Genomic DNA, 15594 nt, shown 5'->3' on the forward strand with positions numbered 1-15594 from the left:
CCTCTCCTTCTCCCCTCTCCACCGACAGGAGCTTCGTCATGCCCGAAACCGTCACCCTGCCGCCCTTCTCCGCCCGAATCGTCGAACGGCTCAGCGTCGGAGCCACGAGCCGCCGCGAGCGTGTCATCCACTCGTTGGACGGCCTGGAAAGCCCGGTGCATCCCGACACCCTCGCCAGCACGGGGGCCGATCTGTGGCGTCTGCTCCAGGAGCAGTTGCCGGACGGCGCCGGCTCCGTGGACTTCCTCCTGGGCCTGGACGCGGGCGGCATCCTGCCCACCGTCTCCCTCGCCGACGCCGCCCGCCTCCCGTACAAGATCGCCTGGAAGCTGCACCTCCCTCTGGACGGCGCGGTCCGCTTCAGCGAGCCGCACGCCATGCGTACCGACGTCTTCGCCTACGGCATCGCTCCGGGACAGCACATCGTCATCGTGGACGACGAGATCACCACCGGTCGGACCCTGGCCGACCTCACCCGCCGTCTTCGCGAGGCCGGCGCCGTCCCGCTGGCGGCGGCCTGCCTGGTGGAGGACACCACGCGCGGAGCCCGCGCACTGCTCGACGAGCTGGAGCTACCGCTGGTCTCGCTCACCACGATCGAGGGCCCGGCGTGAGCTCGGTCGCCCTGCCAGGGGTCCGGTTCAACCACGGCTCCGCGGTCGTCCCCGCCGGGGCCGTCCACACCACCCCGCTGGGGTACGACCGTGGCAGCGTCCCCATCGGAGCGCCGCTCCCGCTGACTGCCTCCGCCGAGCTCGTCCACCGCCTGAGCGGGTGCGGCGAGGTCGTTGTGGCCTTCGAGGGGAAGCTCGGCGACACCCTCCTCGCTCTGTCGGGGGTCCGCGCGGTGCTCGACTGGCTGCGGCTGCGGTCGGTTCGTACGTCCGTCCGGGCGGTGGGGCCGTACGCGGGGCTGATCGCCCGGACCGGGCTGATCGCTCACCGCCCAGTCACCACGCCCCACGGTCGACGCGCGGTGATCGGAGACCGCGCGGGGATCGAGGCGCACGGCTCCCAAGCAGTGGTGAGCCTGGTACTCGATCCAGCGGCCCCGCCCTGCTGGTCGAGCGACGGCCGCGCCCACCCGGACCTGCCGGCCCGCCACTACCTGGCGCTCGAACGCCGCCTCGGTATCCGCCTCCCCGGCACGGCTCCCTTCGCGCAGACCCTCGCGACCGGCCCGAATGATCTCGTGGAGGAGCTGCGATCGGTGGGCTGGCTGGGCGGCCTGACCATCGCAGCCATCACCGCCACCAGCTGGCCGGAGCGCAAGGACTACACCGCCCAGCGGTACATCGCCCTCGCCGAGCAGATCGCCGAAGCCCAGCAAGCACAGGCCCGGCTGCTGCTCATCGGCGGCAACGCGGAAGACGGCTTCCGCGTCAGCGCAGAGGCCCCGCGACGCCACGTTCAGGTGCTCCACCTGGACGGGGTGCCGGCCGAACAGCTCGCCGATCTCTTCCCGCACTGCGACCTGATCGTCGGCAACGACACCGGCCTCACCCACCTCGCCGCGATGACGCGCAGTCCCGAGAAGCCCGTCATCGGCTTGTACGCGCGCCACAGTCACAGCAAGTGGCGTACCGGGCTCCCCCATCACCACGCCGTCGCCACCGACCTGTCCGACCGCATGCACCAGGGCGACCTCTGCCCCGTCCGGGACGCCATTCCTCCGGACGTGGACGTTCACATGGACGCTTTCCCGCCCGCCGAACTGGCCCGAGTGTGCCTCGATCTGCTCAACGGGGTGCGGCCATGACCTTCCGCAGCCCTCTGCGGCTCGGCCCGGTGCGGCGCTTCACCCGCAACCTGCTCTGTCCCGTCGACCTCCTCGGCCGCCCGTTGCTCCTGAAGTACACGCGCGACCCGGTGGGAAGCCGCGCCGAGGTTCGCGGGCACGCACGTCTGGCCGAGCACTACCGGGTGCCTACCCTCCACGCCCACCTGCGTGTGCCGGGTGGGCGGCTCCTCGCGTACGAACGTCTGCCCGGCGGCACCGATCACGGGCTCCTGCTCGATCTCCTCAACGCCGACGAGGCGAGCAGCGACCTTCGCGCCTACATGGATCAGCTCACGGCCGCGTACCGCGAGTCCATCCTCGCGACGGCGAGGCCCACCGACCCGACACGCGTGGTACGCAAGCTGTACTGGGACCGTGCGGCCCCCGGCGGCCGACTCGACGAGTACTACGGGGGCAAGGACTTCCCGATCGCCGACGGCCTCATCGATGTCCCGGTCTCCCGCCTCGGCACCTACACCCTGAACATCAACGGCCGTCGGCACCACTTGGACTGGGTTGCCACCCTTCGCTGGCTCCGGGCTCATTTCGCCGCGACCGAGCCGGTCTGGGCGGCCCTCACCCAGGGCGACCCCACCGACGTCAACCTCGCCCACCCACTCGCCTGGTTCGACTACGACACCGCCGGGATGAACAGCATCCCCGGCGAGTTCGCCAACTTCCTCTGGTACGCCTCCGCCCTCGGCGGCTGGCTCGTGCCCACGTACAACCCGGCGGCCTTCGCCGACCACCCCGCCACGTTCGCCCGCGTCCCGGACAACGCCCCCGAGATCCGACGAGCGGACATCGAGCACACCACGAGCACCATCCATATCGACTACGCCCCACGGCTCGCGGCTCCCCGGCGTACCGCCGTGATCACGTACTGGAACCAGCTCGTACGACCGGTCGCCGACCGTCTCTGGCCCGGTGCGGACCTGGCGAACCTTCTCCGCCCCTACCTGGCCATGCGCATCCTCGGCGTCTACAACCTCGCCGAGCTGGCTCCAGCGGACCGGCTCGTCCTCCTCGCCCGGCTCGCCGAAGCGATGAGCCCCGCCTTCGACCCCGCCACCTACTTCTGCCCCCTGGAGTCGCCATGCCCGGCCCCCTGAACGGCCGCACCGCCCTGGTCACCGGAGCCACCGGCGGACTCGGCACGGCCATCGCCCGCCGCCTCGCAGCCGACGGCGCCGCAATCGCGCTCGCTCACTTCGACGACGACCGGACAGCAGGAGAGCTCTCAGACTCCCTCCCCTCTTGCATCTCCCTGTCGGCAGACCTTCGAGAAGCCGAGGCCGTACGGTCCCTGTGTCGTCGAGCCCAAGAGGCGCTGGGCCCGGTGGACATCCTGGTCAGCAACGCCGGTGCCTACCCGCGCCGATCATGGCCGGAGACGACACCGACCCACTGGGAGGACACCCTGGCCACCAACCTGACCAGCCACTATCTCCTCGCCCACGAACTCACCCCAGCCATGACGGCCACCGGCTGGGGCCGCGTCATCACGATCGGCTCGGTCCTCGCCACTGCGGGCCGCCACGACCTCGCCGGCTACATCAGTGCCAAGGCCGGCCTCGAAGGACTCATCCGCGCTCTCGCACGCGAACTCGGCCCCGCCGGCGTCACCGCGAACTGCGTCGCTCCCGGCTCCATCCGCGTCCCCGCCGAAGACGCAGTCGTCGATGACCCGGAGGCCATGACCGCCCGCCAGCTCGCCCGCCAGTGCGTACAACGCCGAGGCCGACCGGAAGACGTCGCCGCGGCCGTCGCCTTTCTCGCCACCGAGGACGCCGGCTTCATCACCGGCCAGACCCTGCGCGTCGACGGAGGCTGGATCCTTGGCTGACATCTGGCTCATGCGCCACGGCGCCTACGAAGGCCACCGCCCCGGCTACCATGCCCCACACGAAGCCACCCTCACGCAGGAGGGCCGCGACCAGGTGTGCCGCTCGCTCCCCCTCCCCGAGGGCATCAGCGCGATCGTCACCAGCCCGATTCCCCGTGCCCGCCAGACGGCCACCCTCGTCTCGCATCTCACGGGCCTGCCGATCGTGGCCACCTCCGGCCTCCTCGCCGAGTGGCGCGCCCCAAGCATCGTCCTAGGCCGGAGTGCCGAGACCTACCCGCCCGCCTATCGCGCCTGGCGGGCCCGGCGCCTCGCCAATCCATCTCTACGCTGCGAAGACGGCGAAAGCCTCACCGACCTCCACACCCGCGCCCGCCACTGCGCCACTTTCCTCCACCACACCGCCCAACGCCACGGCCCCCTCCTGGCGGTCTCCCACACCCTGTTCCTGGGCGTCCTCACCCACCTTCAGGAGGGCCCTGCCGCCTTCGTCACCGCCGCGCGAACCCCGTGGCAGTTCACCGAGCGCCACCTGTTCACCCCCTTCCAGTCCACGGCTTTGCGCCTTCAAAGACCTGACCGATGAGAGGCGCACGGGCCGTCCGACGCCGATGACCTGTTGGACTCTGGCCGCCTGTACCCCCAGCAGTTCATCTACATGCCACGCGCATTTAAATCGAGTTAGAGCGTGCCGAAGGTCAACCCACTTGTCACGTACGGTTGTTCGAACAGCAGCAGGCAACCGCCCCGGCGCGGAAGGTCATGAGCCCAGAAGTCTGACAAGACGCCAAACCAACGGGTTCGCGGCGTTAAACTCCCCCACACGAGGGCAGCTAGCCACGGACGGGATGGGGGGCAAAAATGAGCGCGAGCGGGACCCGCACTTGCTCTTGGTGCGGCGAGGGAGGGCACGACAAGCGGTCGTGTGACGTCCCTTCCAACTCTGGGAAGTGCAGCGTGTGCAACTACCACGGACACGATAAGCGCAACTGTCCGAGCAAGTGAGGCCATTCCAACCTGCCGGCATGGAACGGCGGTTGGCGGGTTATGCGCAACGTTGAAGCTCCTGGTAGACGGGTTCACAATCAAGACCACCCGTGCCGACCAGGAGCTTCGCGTGCTTGTCCACCCACCTCAGTAACTGACCAGCGCCATCACGTTCTCCAGCAGCGAGTACAGGAGCTTCGGTTCTCCGCCAGCAGTACGAGCGGCCTCGGCGTAGGTCGGGGCGTGCTTGCAGTCGGCCACGTAGCCATCGCCCTGCTTCGCCAGCTCCTTGCGCCGCTCAGTCCACGCTGGCCAGTGCTCGGCGAGATACGTCTCCAGGTCATCCTCGAAGACCGTATGGGTCGCTTCGCATGCGGTGGCTGGGCGAGCGACGGTCGAGAAGCGGCCGGGCACTCGGCGCAGAGGAATCCCGCCAGCAGCTGAAGGCGAGGCCCGACAGCCCGTGACTACGTCCTGGGCCTCTTCGCCGCGGCGCGAGCCGAATTCGCGTTGGCGGCTGCGTTGAGACGGGCCAAATGCGCGCGTTGCGAGACTTCGCCCCCGTAAGAGGACCAGCCATACAGAGACGCAAGCAGTTCGGCTGCAACAGCCGCGGCTGTCGTCAAGCCGGCCATAGCCCTGGACATGGACGCAGGGGGCCTGGCAACCAACCGACCTCGGCTTTGCGTAGCCGTGATGGCACATTGCTCCGACCAGAGCTCGAAGACCTGAGCGAGACGGGCGAAAAGGGCGGCCGCTGCGGCCAAGCAGGCATAGAAGGCCACGAGCCCTCCGCCGATGCGAGCAGCGATGCCCGGAGTCGGTTCGTGGTCGTTCCAAGGCCAGCCCATGACCGCATAGACGACCGCCAGACCAGCCGAAGCGGCGATCCATGCAGTCCCCATCAGGGAATCCAGGACGCCCTCGTAATCATCCTCATCCTCGTCGTCCTGCTCGGGCTGCCGCTTCGTCGGCTTAGGATTGCCGGACGTCCTTTTCCCATGGGACGCGAGAAAGACTTGCCAGAGGCCACCGTGGACGTCACCGCCCACAAACGTGCCGGAGCCGTGGTTGTGCTGTTCCCGGTGCTCAGTGTCCGCCATCTGACGCCCCGCCGTAGTTGACGGTCATGCCACCGTGGACGTCACCACCGATGAACGTGCCGGCGCCGGTGTTGTGCTGGTTCCAGACCTTCGAGGCCGCCGGAGCGGGCATCGCGAGTTCGTCCACCTCACTCATGGCGCCGCGGTGCTCGGCAAGGTATTGGGCAATGAGCTGCGCCCAGACGGTCGCTGCGAGCTCCTGAGCCTCTGCAGAGGGCGAGGTGAGCTGCGCGGCGGTGTCATCCACTGCTTGGGCAGCCGCTCTCTGTTGATCCGGAGTGGCCAGGCGGAAGAAGTGCGCGACCTTCAGGCGCATCTTCTCAGCGCCTGACGCGGCTATGGCCGCGACGAGCGTGCCGGCCGCACCGGTGGCCACGGCCATTAATTCGGCGTCGTACATGATCGAGATCTCTCCCCGTCCGTGTTGGCGTGCCGCAGCAGAACCTACCGGGCACCACTGACACTCCGAGGGGACAATCCGCATACACAGATCCCGAAAGGGCCACGCAGCCAGGCAGGCGACACCGGCTCCTGATCGGCACGTGGCTGGGCTCGAATGCGGCGCCTGACCAGGCAGAACACCGAGCACCTTGGTCTCAGTTCTGGTCTCATTCGCCCCCGTCCGGCGCCGTTCAAGGGCGCCGCCACCACCCGCTCCACCCCAGGTCAGGACGCCCACGGCCCCCGCCGGACCCCCATACGAACATTTGGAAAGCGTGTTGGGGGCAACCCCTCACGAGTTCGAATCTCGTATCCTCCGCCAGTGCCTCACCGGGCACGTTGTCGAAGGGCCCCACCGGTCGCGGGGGGGCCCTTCGACGTGTGTGGCGGCGGTTCCGGAGCAGACCGCCGCCACCGGGGAAGCGCTTGACGCCCTCGCCCAGACGTCTGCGGCCCCGTCTCACGGCCGTGGCCTCACCTTTCGATGGGCAGGTCCCTGGCCGCGTAGTACGCGTGCAGCGCCGCCTCGCTGCCGGAGCCCAGGGCGGTCATGATCCGCTGGAAGCGGGCGGAGCGGAGGTCGCCGGCCACGATGAGGCGGGGGTGCTGGGCGGTGGGTGGGCAGTAGCCGTCCGTGCCACGGATCAGGTCTCCGGGTGGGGCGGCGGGGGCGCTTCCCAGGCTGAGGAAGGCCGCGTCCGCCGTGACCGTGCGGTGGATACCGTCCCTTCCTACGGCCTCGGCCGACAGCTGGGCACCTTCTCCACCGTGCAGCGTCAGGTGATCTACGGGGAGGAGAGTGACTCGTGGGTCGTCGCGGATCTCGTCGGTCTTGTACGCGTCCGTCGCCGGGTACGCCACCAGAAGGCGCGTGTCCGTGGTCGGGTGGGCACGCAGGAAGGTGCCGATCGGACGGTCGCCGCCGAGGACGAGAAGGGTCCGGCCTCGGGCGTCGTCGGCGTCGGCCTGCCAGAGCACGGGCAGGGTCAGGCCGGCGGGGGCGGTGATCCAGGGCGCGTCACCGGGCTGGAGAGGGCCGACGCCCGTGGCGACGACGGCGTACGGGGCGGTGAGGGAAGCGCCCGTGTCCAACGTGGCGGCCACCTGGTCGTCGTCAGCGCGGAGCTCGGTGACGTACCGGCCGAGCGCGAGGCGGCACAGCTCCGTGCTCCTCAGCTCGGCAACGATGGCGTCGGCCAGCCCGGGGCCGCCGGTGTGGCCGCCGAGGACGTTGTTCAGGGCCGGAATCCGGTACAGGTTCCGGCACAGCCGGTCCGGCTCGACCAGAACCGAGCCCATGCCGACGCCGGCGGCCATACGTGCGGCAGCGCATCCGGCGGGGCCGCCGCCGATGATGATCAGATCCGTGTCGTGCAGCGTGTCGCCCATGGGGCTATTCCAGCACCGGGGCCCCTGCGTACGCGGTGAGTTGGCCGGCCACGCGGTCCGTGGTGACAAGTTGGCCGTTCCGGTCAGGCGGCGGGCCATCCGACGCCGGCTGCCCAGCAGGTCGACATGGGCGACCCATGCTTGCGCATCGCCGCTCGAAGTCCGCCGGCAGCCACCCCCCGCCCGAGCAAACGGGGGTGAGCTGGGAACCCTGTAACAGCAGCGACGACGGCAAGGCGCTCCCCGCCGTGACCGGTGCTCCTCCCTGCAGCGGCTGTCTACAGGCTCGGCACGGGCTGCTCGAAGCGGCGGCGGCGCCGGCCGAAGGCCAGGGCGCGAAGGCTGCCGCGGATCTGGGGCCGCTCGTGGCATGGCACCGTCCGTTCGCTCATCCGGCGTTCCACGACGAGACGCCATTCGCCGCGGCGATCCGCGAGGCCGAGCTGATGGGCGTCATCGCCCGAGGCGCCCTCTCCCCGCTCGGTGCGGCGCTGTCGGCCGGGGACTCCGAGGAACTGACCGCCGCGTGCCGGCTCCTGCTGCCCGCGGCCACCGACACGGCCCGGTTCGGCGGCGATCTCACGGCCGTCGTCACCGGCACGCCCTCGGCACGCCTCGCGCAGTTTCTGGACGCGACCGCGGACCGGGAGGTCAGCGGCACGGCCTCGCTCTGGCGGTTCAGCACCGCCAGCGTGCGCCGCGCACTGGACGCCGGTCACGCTCCGGACGAGATCTCGGTCGAGCTGACCGCCATCGCCGATGGGGCTCTGCCTCAGCCTCTGTCCTACCTCATCGCCGATGCCGCACGTCGCCACGGCCACGTGCGCATCGCCCCTGCCGCCTGCGTCATCCACGGCGACGAACCGGCGCTCCTGGCCGAACTCCGCGCGCACCGGGGCCTCTCCGCGCTCCGGGACTGCGGCCACGCACCCGTGGCCGAGGCACCGGACGGGACCGTACGCGTCGAGAGGGTGCCCCCTCGCCGGGCAGCCACCGTTCCGGCCCCGCGCAGGCTGTCGCCGAGGCCGGTACCGGACGCCCGACGTACCGGGCGGCCAAGACACCGGCCGTCGCCGACTCGTGCGCCGTGGCGGCCCGGCTGCTGGCCGCCCCGCCGACCGCCCCGGAGCCCGATCCCTTCGGCACCGGGGTCCCCTTCGGCACGGATACCGAGGAGATCGTCGCCTGGTACGCGACACAGCTGACGTACACGGACGTCCGCCAGCTCGCCCACGCCATCGACACCGGCACGGCCATCGCCGTCGGATACACCGCCGCTTCGGGAAGCCACACCGTGCGCACCCTCAGCCGCATCCGACTCGATCCGCCCCACCTCGAAGCCTGGTGCCGTCTGCGGGACGCCGAACGCGTCTTCACGCTGTCCCGTGTTCACCACGTCATGCCCGCGTAGGCAGACCGGGCCATGCAGTGGTGCGGCGGCCCGGGGACCGGTGGGTGTCGTGCGCCCGGCGGTTTCGGCCCGGGCCCCCGGGCGAACGTGGGAGAGCGTGTGGGGGCAGCGCGCACGGGGCGTCCGGTCGGCGGGGCGGGTTTACGCCACTGCCGTCAGCTGGGGGGCCGTGTCGCGGGAGGGGAGGGTGACGGTGTGGGCGCAGTCCCGGAGGAGGAGCGGGATCGCCAGGTGGGAGGGGGTCGGTTCGTCGGCCAGGTTGTGGTCGAGGAGGGTGTCGAAGAGGCGCTCCACGTCCGAGGGGGCGAGGCCGGTGGCGGCGCAGGCCTGGGGGATGTCGTGGACGGCGGCCGGATGCAGCGCGAGTGCCCGGGTGAACTCCAGGGCCTCGACGGGCAGGTGGGCGTAGGAGAGGGCCAGGACGGACATCAGGTCGCGGTCCGCGGTGCGCAGGAAGCCGGCCCGGCCCCCGCTCGTGCGCAGGCGTGCCGCCACGTCCGGCACGGTCCACGAGGGGCGGTCCCGCAGGCGGGTCGCCGCGATGCGCAGGGCCAGCGGGTGGTGCCCGCACAGGGCGACCGTGCGGCTCAGGAACGGGTCCGTGCGGGTGTCCCCCGCGACCCGCTGGAAGAGGGCCTCCGCCTCCGCCGGGGCCAGCGGGCCCAGGGGCAGCGAGAGGGCGCCGTCCATCGCGGTGAGCTTGCGGCGGGTGGTGATCAGGGTGAGGGTGTCGCCCGCGCCGGGCAGGAGCGGGGCCACCTGGGCCGCGTCGGCGGCGTTGTCGATGACGAGCAGGGCGCGCCGGCCCGCGAGGCGGGACCGCCAGATGGCGCTGCGCTCGGCCAGGCCGGCCGGCAGGCTGCCGGGCTCGACGCCGTCGGAGCGCAGCAGCACCCCCAGCGCCTCCTCGGGAGCCAGCGGAGCGCGCACGGGGCTGTAACCGTGCAGGTCGACGTAGTACTGGCCGTCGAGGTGGTCCGCGGTGCGGCGGTGCGCGTAATGGACGGCGAGTGCCGTCTTGCCGATGCCGCCCATGCCGTCGATCACGACCGTGCGGGGGGAACCGGCGCCCGGGTCGTCGAGGGCCCGGTCGAGCCGCGCCAGCTCGGCGGCGCGGCCCGTGAAGTCGGGCAGGTCGCGCGGCAGGTAGTTGTCCCGGACGGAGCGGACGACGGGGAGCCGGCCGGGCGCGGGCGTCCGGCGCTGCAGCTGGGGGGCGTCCGCGAGGATCTCCGTCTGCAGGCGGCGCAGCCGGGGGCCGGGTTCCAGGCCCAGCTCGTCCGCGAGCAGCCGGCGGCCCTCGTCGTAGACGGCGAGCGCGTCGGCCTGCCGGCCGCTCCGGTACAGCGCGAGCATCAGGCTGCCGCGCAGGGCGTCGCGCAAGGGGTGCCTGCTGGTCAGCGCGGACAGCTCGGCCACCAGGGAGCCCGTTTCACCGGCCGCGAGCCGCAGCTCCATCAACTCCTCGACGGCGGTCAGCCGCTGCTCGTCGAGCCCGGCCGCGACGGCGGTCACCAACGGGCAGTCGATGTCGGCGAAGGCGGCGCCGCGCCACAGGTCGACCGCCGCCTGCAGCAGCCGCATCGCCTCGGCGTCGCGGCCCTCCCGCCGGGCGGTGCGGGCCGCCCGGACCCAGTCCGTGAAACGCTGCGCGTCCACCGCGTCGGCGGGTACGTCCAGCCGGTAGCCCACGTCCACCGTGATGAGCCCGGCGCCCTCGGAGCCGGTCAGGGCGGCGCGCAGATCGCGGATCGCGTTGTGCACCTGGTGGCGGGCGGACGCGGGCGGGTCCTCCCACAATTCGTCCACCAGGACGTCCATGGACACCGCGTGTCCCGCGTTCAGCAGAAGGAGCGCGAGAAGCCGGCGGCGACGCATTCCACGCAGCCGGACCGGCGCCCCCGACTCACGTACTTCCACCGGACCCAGAACCAGGAAATCCATCTCCCGTCACCCCCGACGTTTCCCCATCGTGCAGCGTGATTACGACACCGACGACGCTAGGCGCGCGGGGTTCCCCCGTTCAATGTGAGTACTCCCCAAGGCACACGCCGTACCTCCGAAGTGACACGTCGGAACGGTGATTGCCGTTCAACGGGAGTACTCCCCAAGGCACACGCCATACCTCCGAAGTGACACGTCGGAACGGCGAATTCCAGCCTTAGGTTCCCCCCATGACACAGGCCCTTACGCCTCGCCTCTCCACCACGTCCACCGACGACTACGGCGTGTTCGACGCGCCCTGGTCCTCCCTCCTCTCGACGGTCCGCACCGTGCGGCTGTGCCTTCGGGAGGCCCGGCCGCTCGTGCAGGTGATGTTCGTCCTGCGGTTCGTCACCGGCGCGCTCCTGACGGCGTCCGCCGCGCACCAGCGCCCCGACGCCCCGCACCTGGCCGTCGGCGCGGCGGCCTGGTGGGCGGCGACGGTGAGCGTGTACGTGTTCAACGGGGTGAGCGACCTGTGCGAGGACCGGGCCAACGGGTCCCGGCGCCCGCTGGCCGGCGGCCTGCTGACCGAGGCGGCGGCCCGCCGGGCCGTGGTGGTGACCGCGGTGGCCGGGCTGCTCCTCGGCTGCGCAGCGGGGTGGCGGGTGGCCGAGGCCGCCGCCGTCTTCCTCGCCCTGGGGTACGCCTACTCCGCGCCGCGGATCGCCGCCAAGTGCCGTTCCTGGTCGGCCTCCGCGGTCACCTGCGCCGCCGCCGTGACCACCTATCTCGCCGGGATCGCGTCCTCCGGCAGCCCGCTCAGCGCCGAGGCGACCGTCTTCGCCCTGGTGCTCTCGCTCGGTGTCGGGCTGATCGCGGCCGTCGCCAAGGACCTCGGCAGCACCCGGGGGGACGCGCTCGCCGGCCGGCGCACCCTCGCCGTCGTGCGCGGCGAGCACAGCGCCCGGCGCTTCTGCGCCGTCTCCGGTGTCACCCTGACCCTCGCCCTGACGGCCGGCGCCCTGTGGGTGCACGAGGTGCCGCTCGACGCCGCCGCCGTCGTCTTCGCCGCGGGCGCCCTGTGCGTGGCGGGACGCTGCCGGGCGCCCCGGCCGGGGGACCAGCGGATCGCGGGAGGCGGTCACCGTGCCCCGTACCGCAGCTGGATGGTCACGCAGTACGCCGTCCATCTGTCCGCGCTGGCGGCGATCGTCCTGGTCTGAGCCTTGCGGCCGGCCCCCTTCGGGGCTCGCCTTTCGGCAGGTGGCTCAAATAGTATGATCCACGCCGGGCGGGTAATTCGGGGGGAGTTGGGCCGTCCCGGTCCCGCTGACTCCCCATAGCGAGGGGGCACCGTGGAACTCTCAGCCGACCCGGCAATCGAGCGGTCCCGTCTGGTCGACTCCGCCGTCGCCCGCTACGCCGAGGGCCTGCGCAAGACCACCAACCCGCTGGTCCTGCGTCCGGAGCTGTGGGTCTCCTGCGAGAAGCAGGGCCGGCAGATACTCGGTGAGTGCATCGCCACTCTGCACGGAACGCCGGTACAGGTCGCCGCGGAGGCCGAACTCACCTCGATGGCGCTCGGAGTGCAGCGCTCCTTCGAGAAGGTCTCGCCGATCGACTCGGTGCACGCGGCCCGCGTGCTGTTCGACGTGGCGGTCGAGACGATGACGGAGGCCGCCGCCCAGCTCCCTCCCGACGTCGCGCTCTCCCGCTTCCTGACCGCCGTGCGGATGCTGCACGAGGGCATCTTCGCGCGGGTCAGCGCCGCGGCCATCGGCTACGAGTCGGTGACCCTGCGCGGCGTCGGCCAGGCCAGCACCGCCCGCCGCCACCAGCTCGCCCGCGACCTGCACGATCACATCGGCAGCAGCATCAGCCTGGCGCTGCGCTGCCTCGACCTGTACGTCATGGAGCAGGAGAAGGGCGTCGCCTCCACGCGCGACCGGCTCCAGGACGCCCGGCAGGCACTGCGTGACGTCTTCACCTTCACCCGCACCATGGTCAGCGGACTGCGCGTCAACGAGCTGCACGACGGGCTGAAGGAGGAGATCGACGCGTACAGCGCCGCCGCCTCCGACCGGCCGGCCGAAGTCGTCTCGCGTATCGACGGCGACGAGTCCTGGCTGCCCGAACACACCCGCCAGGAACTGTTCCTCGTGGTCCGCGAAGCCCTGCGCAACGCGTTCGCCCACGCCAGGGCCGGCCGTATCGACATCCTCGTCAGCCTCTTCCCCGACGCCGCGCACGCCACCGTCACCGATGACGGGGTCGGGCTCCCGCCCGCACGCGACGGCAAGGGCGACGGCACCGGTCTCACCGCCATGCGGCAGCGGGTGACCGCCCTCGGCGGGACGCTGGAGCTGATCAGCGAGCCCGGCCGGGGGACGCGCGTCCAGCTCCGCATCCCGCTGGACGGCACCCGGGAGGACTGCTGATGGACGCGGAAGCGGCCGAATCCCGTGACATCCGGGTGCTCGCCGTCGACGACCACCGCCTGCTGCGCGAGGCACTGTGCGAACTCCTGGAGATGTACGAGGGGCTGACGGTCGTCGCGCAGGCCGACGACGGCCCCGGCGGGGTACGGATGGCGGGCCTGCACCGGCCGGACCTCGTGCTGCTCGACGTGGAGATGCCGGGGCCCGGCCCGCTCGCCAACCTGCGCGGAATCCGCCAGGCGGCGCCCGAGGCCCGGGTGATCATCCTGACGATGCACGACAACCGCCAGCTGATCGACGCGCTGCTGTCCGCGGGTGCCGTGGGCTACCTCCACAAGGAGGCCGACCGGGAGGTCCTGGTCTCCGCGATCCGCAGCGCGATGTCGGGCGGCACGACGATGTTCCTGCCGCGCAAGCAGAACCCCTCGGGCCCCGAGCGGGAGCCCGCCGCCGCCGGCACGCTCACCCTCCGGGAGCAGGAGCTGATGGAGCTGGTCGCCCAGGGCCTGAGCAACCGCCAGATCGGGAGCCGGCTCGGGATCACCGAGGGCACGGTCAAGCGCCACCTGCGGAACATCTTCGACAAGCTCGGCGCCAGCTCCCGGCTGGACGCGGTCAACCGGATGCTGCCGCACCGGCGTTACTGATCCGCCCGGGCCCGCGCGGCCTTCTCCCGGCGGTCGGCGATCAGCAGGGCTGCGGCCGGGGCGAGGGTGAGCGCGTACACGGCCAGCAGCAGGCCGAAGGAGTCGGCGAACGCGGCCGGCACGAGCCCGTGACGGGACTCCGCGGCACGGTCCAGGACGACCGTGACCACGGCCAGGGCGAAGGTGCCGCCGATCCGCTGGACCAGGTTGAGCTGCGCGGAGGCGTCGGGGATGGAGCGCGGCTCGACCGACTCGAAGGCGCGGGTCATGGCCGGCACGATGGTCAGACCCGTGCCCAGGCCCCGGACCGCGAGCGCCGCGCACAGCAGCACGTACGACGTGCTGGACGACAGGGCCGTCAGGGGGGCGGTGGCCAGCATGGTGAGGAGGATTCCGATCACCACGGTGGTGCCGCCGCCGATCTTCTTCATGATCGGACGGCACGCGAGGCCCGCGACGACGACCCCGGTGCCGCCGGCCGACATCAGCAGCCCGGTGGTGACGGCGCTCTCGCCGCGCGCCGACTCGAAGTACAGCGGGATCAGCATCATCGGGGAGAACAGGACGAAGCCGAGGCAGAAGATGTTGATCGCGGCCGTGCGGTAGACGCGGTGCGCGAACAGCCGCAGGTCCAGCAGCGGTGTCGCGGAGCGCAGTTGGTGGCGTACGAAGACGATGCCGCTCACCACGGCCAGCACCAGCGGCACGAGCGTCGCCGGGTGCGCGGACAGCCCGGTCTCGGAGAAGGAATGCACGGCGAGGACGACCCCGACCGTGCAGGCGGCGGCGGTCAGCAGCCCCAGTACGTCGAGCGGGCGGCGGCCACCGTCGGCGGCGGCCGGGGCGTCCTTGCGGACGCGGCGCAGCGCCACCACCAACAGCACCACGCACAGCGGGATGTTGACGGCGTACACCGCCCACCAGCCCCAGGCGTTGACCAGGAGACCGCCGACGGTGGGGCCGAGCAGCGGGCTGATCAGCATGACGCTGCCGTTCAACGCCTGCACCTGGCCGAGGCGTTCCCGCGGCATACCGCTGGTGAGCAGCATGGTGGCCACCGGGACCAGCACACCGGCGGCGGCGCCGGACAGGCCGCGCGCGGCGATCAGTTCGGGCAGGGTCGTGCTGAGGGCGCAGGCCGCCGACCCGGCCCCGAACACGGCGACGGAGGCGATGAAGGTGCGCCGGATGCCGAACCGGGAGGCCAGCCAGCCCGCCGCCGGCATCAGGGCGACCAGGGCCAGCAGATAGGCGGTGACGACCCACTGCACCTGGGTGATGGCGCCGAAGCGGGCGGAGGTGTCGGCCAGCGAGACGTTGACGATGGTGGTGTCGAGCTGGGCGAGGAAGGCCCCGCCCACGGCGACGGCGACGGTGAGGATCGCGGTGCGGGTGGCCGCTGCCGCCGCGGCGTCGCGGCCGGCCGCCTGCCTCCCGTCCGCGGCGGCGTCGGGCGCGGTACCCGGGCCGGCCTCGTGCGCCGGAGAGGTCGGGTCCGGGGCGGGCACGGGCTCCGCCCCGGGGGTCGGGTCCGCAGCCGGCGCCGGGGGCTCGGTTCTCTGGTCCAGGGACATACGGGGTCGTCCTTCGGGTGCGTGGTGGATCGGACTGGGGGTCGTGCGGTGG

Annotated in this window: 15 protein-coding genes; 10 read left to right on the plus strand and 5 right to left on the minus strand. The window is 71.7% G+C overall.

Annotated elements, in window-relative coordinates; all coding sequences use genetic code 11:
- The first annotated feature begins 38 nt into the window (after positions 1 to 38).
- The 5 genes from FKN01_RS06510 to FKN01_RS06530 are packed head-to-tail and all read left to right on the plus strand — an operon-like array spanning position 39 to position 4212.
- Positions 39 to 614 (plus strand): phosphoribosyltransferase, encoded by a 576-nt coding sequence (locus tag FKN01_RS06510; RefSeq protein WP_143617339.1) that lies wholly within the window; start codon positions 39 to 41, stop codon positions 612 to 614.
- Positions 611 to 1759 carry a glycosyltransferase family 9 protein gene (locus FKN01_RS06515; protein ID WP_143617341.1) on the plus strand — a complete coding sequence of 383 codons (1149 nt, stop codon included), beginning with the start codon at positions 611 to 613 and terminating at the stop codon, positions 1757 to 1759. The genes FKN01_RS06510 and FKN01_RS06515 overlap by 4 nt, the downstream gene beginning before the upstream one ends.
- A complete protein-coding gene (locus tag FKN01_RS06520; RefSeq protein ID WP_143617343.1) occupies positions 1756 to 2892 on the plus strand; it encodes a hypothetical protein in 1137 nt (378 codons plus the stop codon). The genes FKN01_RS06515 and FKN01_RS06520 overlap by 4 nt, the downstream gene beginning before the upstream one ends.
- A complete protein-coding gene (locus FKN01_RS06525; protein WP_143617345.1) occupies positions 2877 to 3626 on the plus strand; it encodes an SDR family NAD(P)-dependent oxidoreductase in 750 nt (249 codons plus the stop codon). Before FKN01_RS06520 ends, FKN01_RS06525 begins: the two co-directional genes overlap by 16 nt.
- On the plus strand, positions 3619 to 4212 hold the full coding sequence (locus tag FKN01_RS06530) for a histidine phosphatase family protein (RefSeq protein ID WP_143617347.1): 594 nt from the start codon (positions 3619 to 3621) through the stop codon (positions 4210 to 4212). The genes FKN01_RS06525 and FKN01_RS06530 overlap by 8 nt, the downstream gene beginning before the upstream one ends.
- A gap of 548 nt (positions 4213 to 4760) precedes the next feature.
- On the opposite strand, the gene FKN01_RS06540 is transcribed toward FKN01_RS06530, so the two are convergent.
- The 3 genes from FKN01_RS06540 to FKN01_RS06550 all read right to left on the minus strand — a co-directional run bounded on the left by FKN01_RS06540 (position 4761) and on the right by FKN01_RS06550 (position 7546).
- Positions 4761 to 5027, minus strand: coding sequence for a hypothetical protein (locus FKN01_RS06540; protein WP_143617351.1), 267 nt, complete (start codon positions 5025 to 5027; stop codon positions 4761 to 4763).
- Between the two features lie 675 nt (positions 5028 to 5702).
- Positions 5703 to 6116: a hypothetical protein gene (locus FKN01_RS06545; RefSeq protein ID WP_143617353.1), complete on the minus strand. Its 414-nt coding sequence runs from the start codon at positions 6114 to 6116 to the stop codon at positions 5703 to 5705.
- 515 nt (positions 6117 to 6631) lie between these two features.
- Complete coding sequence (locus FKN01_RS06550) at positions 6632 to 7546, minus strand: FAD-dependent oxidoreductase (protein WP_143617355.1); 915 nt, start codon at positions 7544 to 7546, stop codon at positions 6632 to 6634.
- 446 nt (positions 7547 to 7992) lie between these two features.
- On the opposite strand from FKN01_RS06550, the gene FKN01_RS33005 reads away from it, so the two are divergent.
- Both FKN01_RS33005 and FKN01_RS33010 read left to right on the plus strand, forming a co-directional pair.
- Positions 7993 to 8751 (plus strand): helicase-associated domain-containing protein, encoded by a 759-nt coding sequence (locus tag FKN01_RS33005; RefSeq protein ID WP_260696808.1) that lies wholly within the window; start codon positions 7993 to 7995, stop codon positions 8749 to 8751.
- Positions 8634 to 8957 carry a hypothetical protein gene (locus FKN01_RS33010; RefSeq protein WP_260696811.1) on the plus strand — a complete coding sequence of 108 codons (324 nt, stop codon included), beginning with the start codon at positions 8634 to 8636 and terminating at the stop codon, positions 8955 to 8957. The genes FKN01_RS33005 and FKN01_RS33010 overlap by 118 nt, the downstream gene beginning before the upstream one ends.
- Before the next feature lie 141 nt (positions 8958 to 9098).
- Here the strand turns inward: FKN01_RS33010 and FKN01_RS06565 are convergent, their stop codons facing one another.
- Positions 9099 to 10901 (minus strand): BTAD domain-containing putative transcriptional regulator, encoded by a 1803-nt coding sequence (locus tag FKN01_RS06565; protein WP_143617357.1) that lies wholly within the window; start codon positions 10899 to 10901, stop codon positions 9099 to 9101.
- A 230-nt stretch (positions 10902 to 11131) separates the two neighbouring features.
- On the opposite strand from FKN01_RS06565, the gene FKN01_RS06570 reads away from it, so the two are divergent.
- The 3 genes from FKN01_RS06570 to FKN01_RS06580 all read left to right on the plus strand — a co-directional run bounded on the left by FKN01_RS06570 (position 11132) and on the right by FKN01_RS06580 (position 13968).
- Positions 11132 to 12106, plus strand: coding sequence for a UbiA family prenyltransferase (locus tag FKN01_RS06570; protein ID WP_143617359.1), 975 nt, complete (start codon positions 11132 to 11134; stop codon positions 12104 to 12106).
- Positions 12107 to 12238: 132 nt separating this feature from the next.
- Positions 12239 to 13321, plus strand: coding sequence for a sensor histidine kinase (locus tag FKN01_RS06575; protein WP_143617361.1), 1083 nt, complete (start codon positions 12239 to 12241; stop codon positions 13319 to 13321).
- Entirely contained in the window at positions 13321 to 13968 is a 648-nt protein-coding gene (locus FKN01_RS06580) for a response regulator transcription factor (protein WP_143617363.1), read from the plus strand. The genes FKN01_RS06575 and FKN01_RS06580 overlap by 1 nt, the downstream gene beginning before the upstream one ends.
- Here the strand turns inward: FKN01_RS06580 and FKN01_RS06585 are convergent.
- On the minus strand, positions 13962 to 15542 hold the full coding sequence (locus tag FKN01_RS06585) for a DHA2 family efflux MFS transporter permease subunit (RefSeq protein ID WP_143617365.1): 1581 nt from the start codon (positions 15540 to 15542) through the stop codon (positions 13962 to 13964). The two genes, FKN01_RS06580 and FKN01_RS06585, sit on opposite strands and share 7 nt — an antisense overlap.
- Between the last annotated feature and the right edge of the window lie 52 nt (positions 15543 to 15594).

Source organism: Streptomyces sp. 130 (genome assembly GCF_007096885.1).
Taxonomy (GTDB): Bacteria; Actinomycetota; Actinomycetes; order Streptomycetales; family Streptomycetaceae; genus Streptomyces.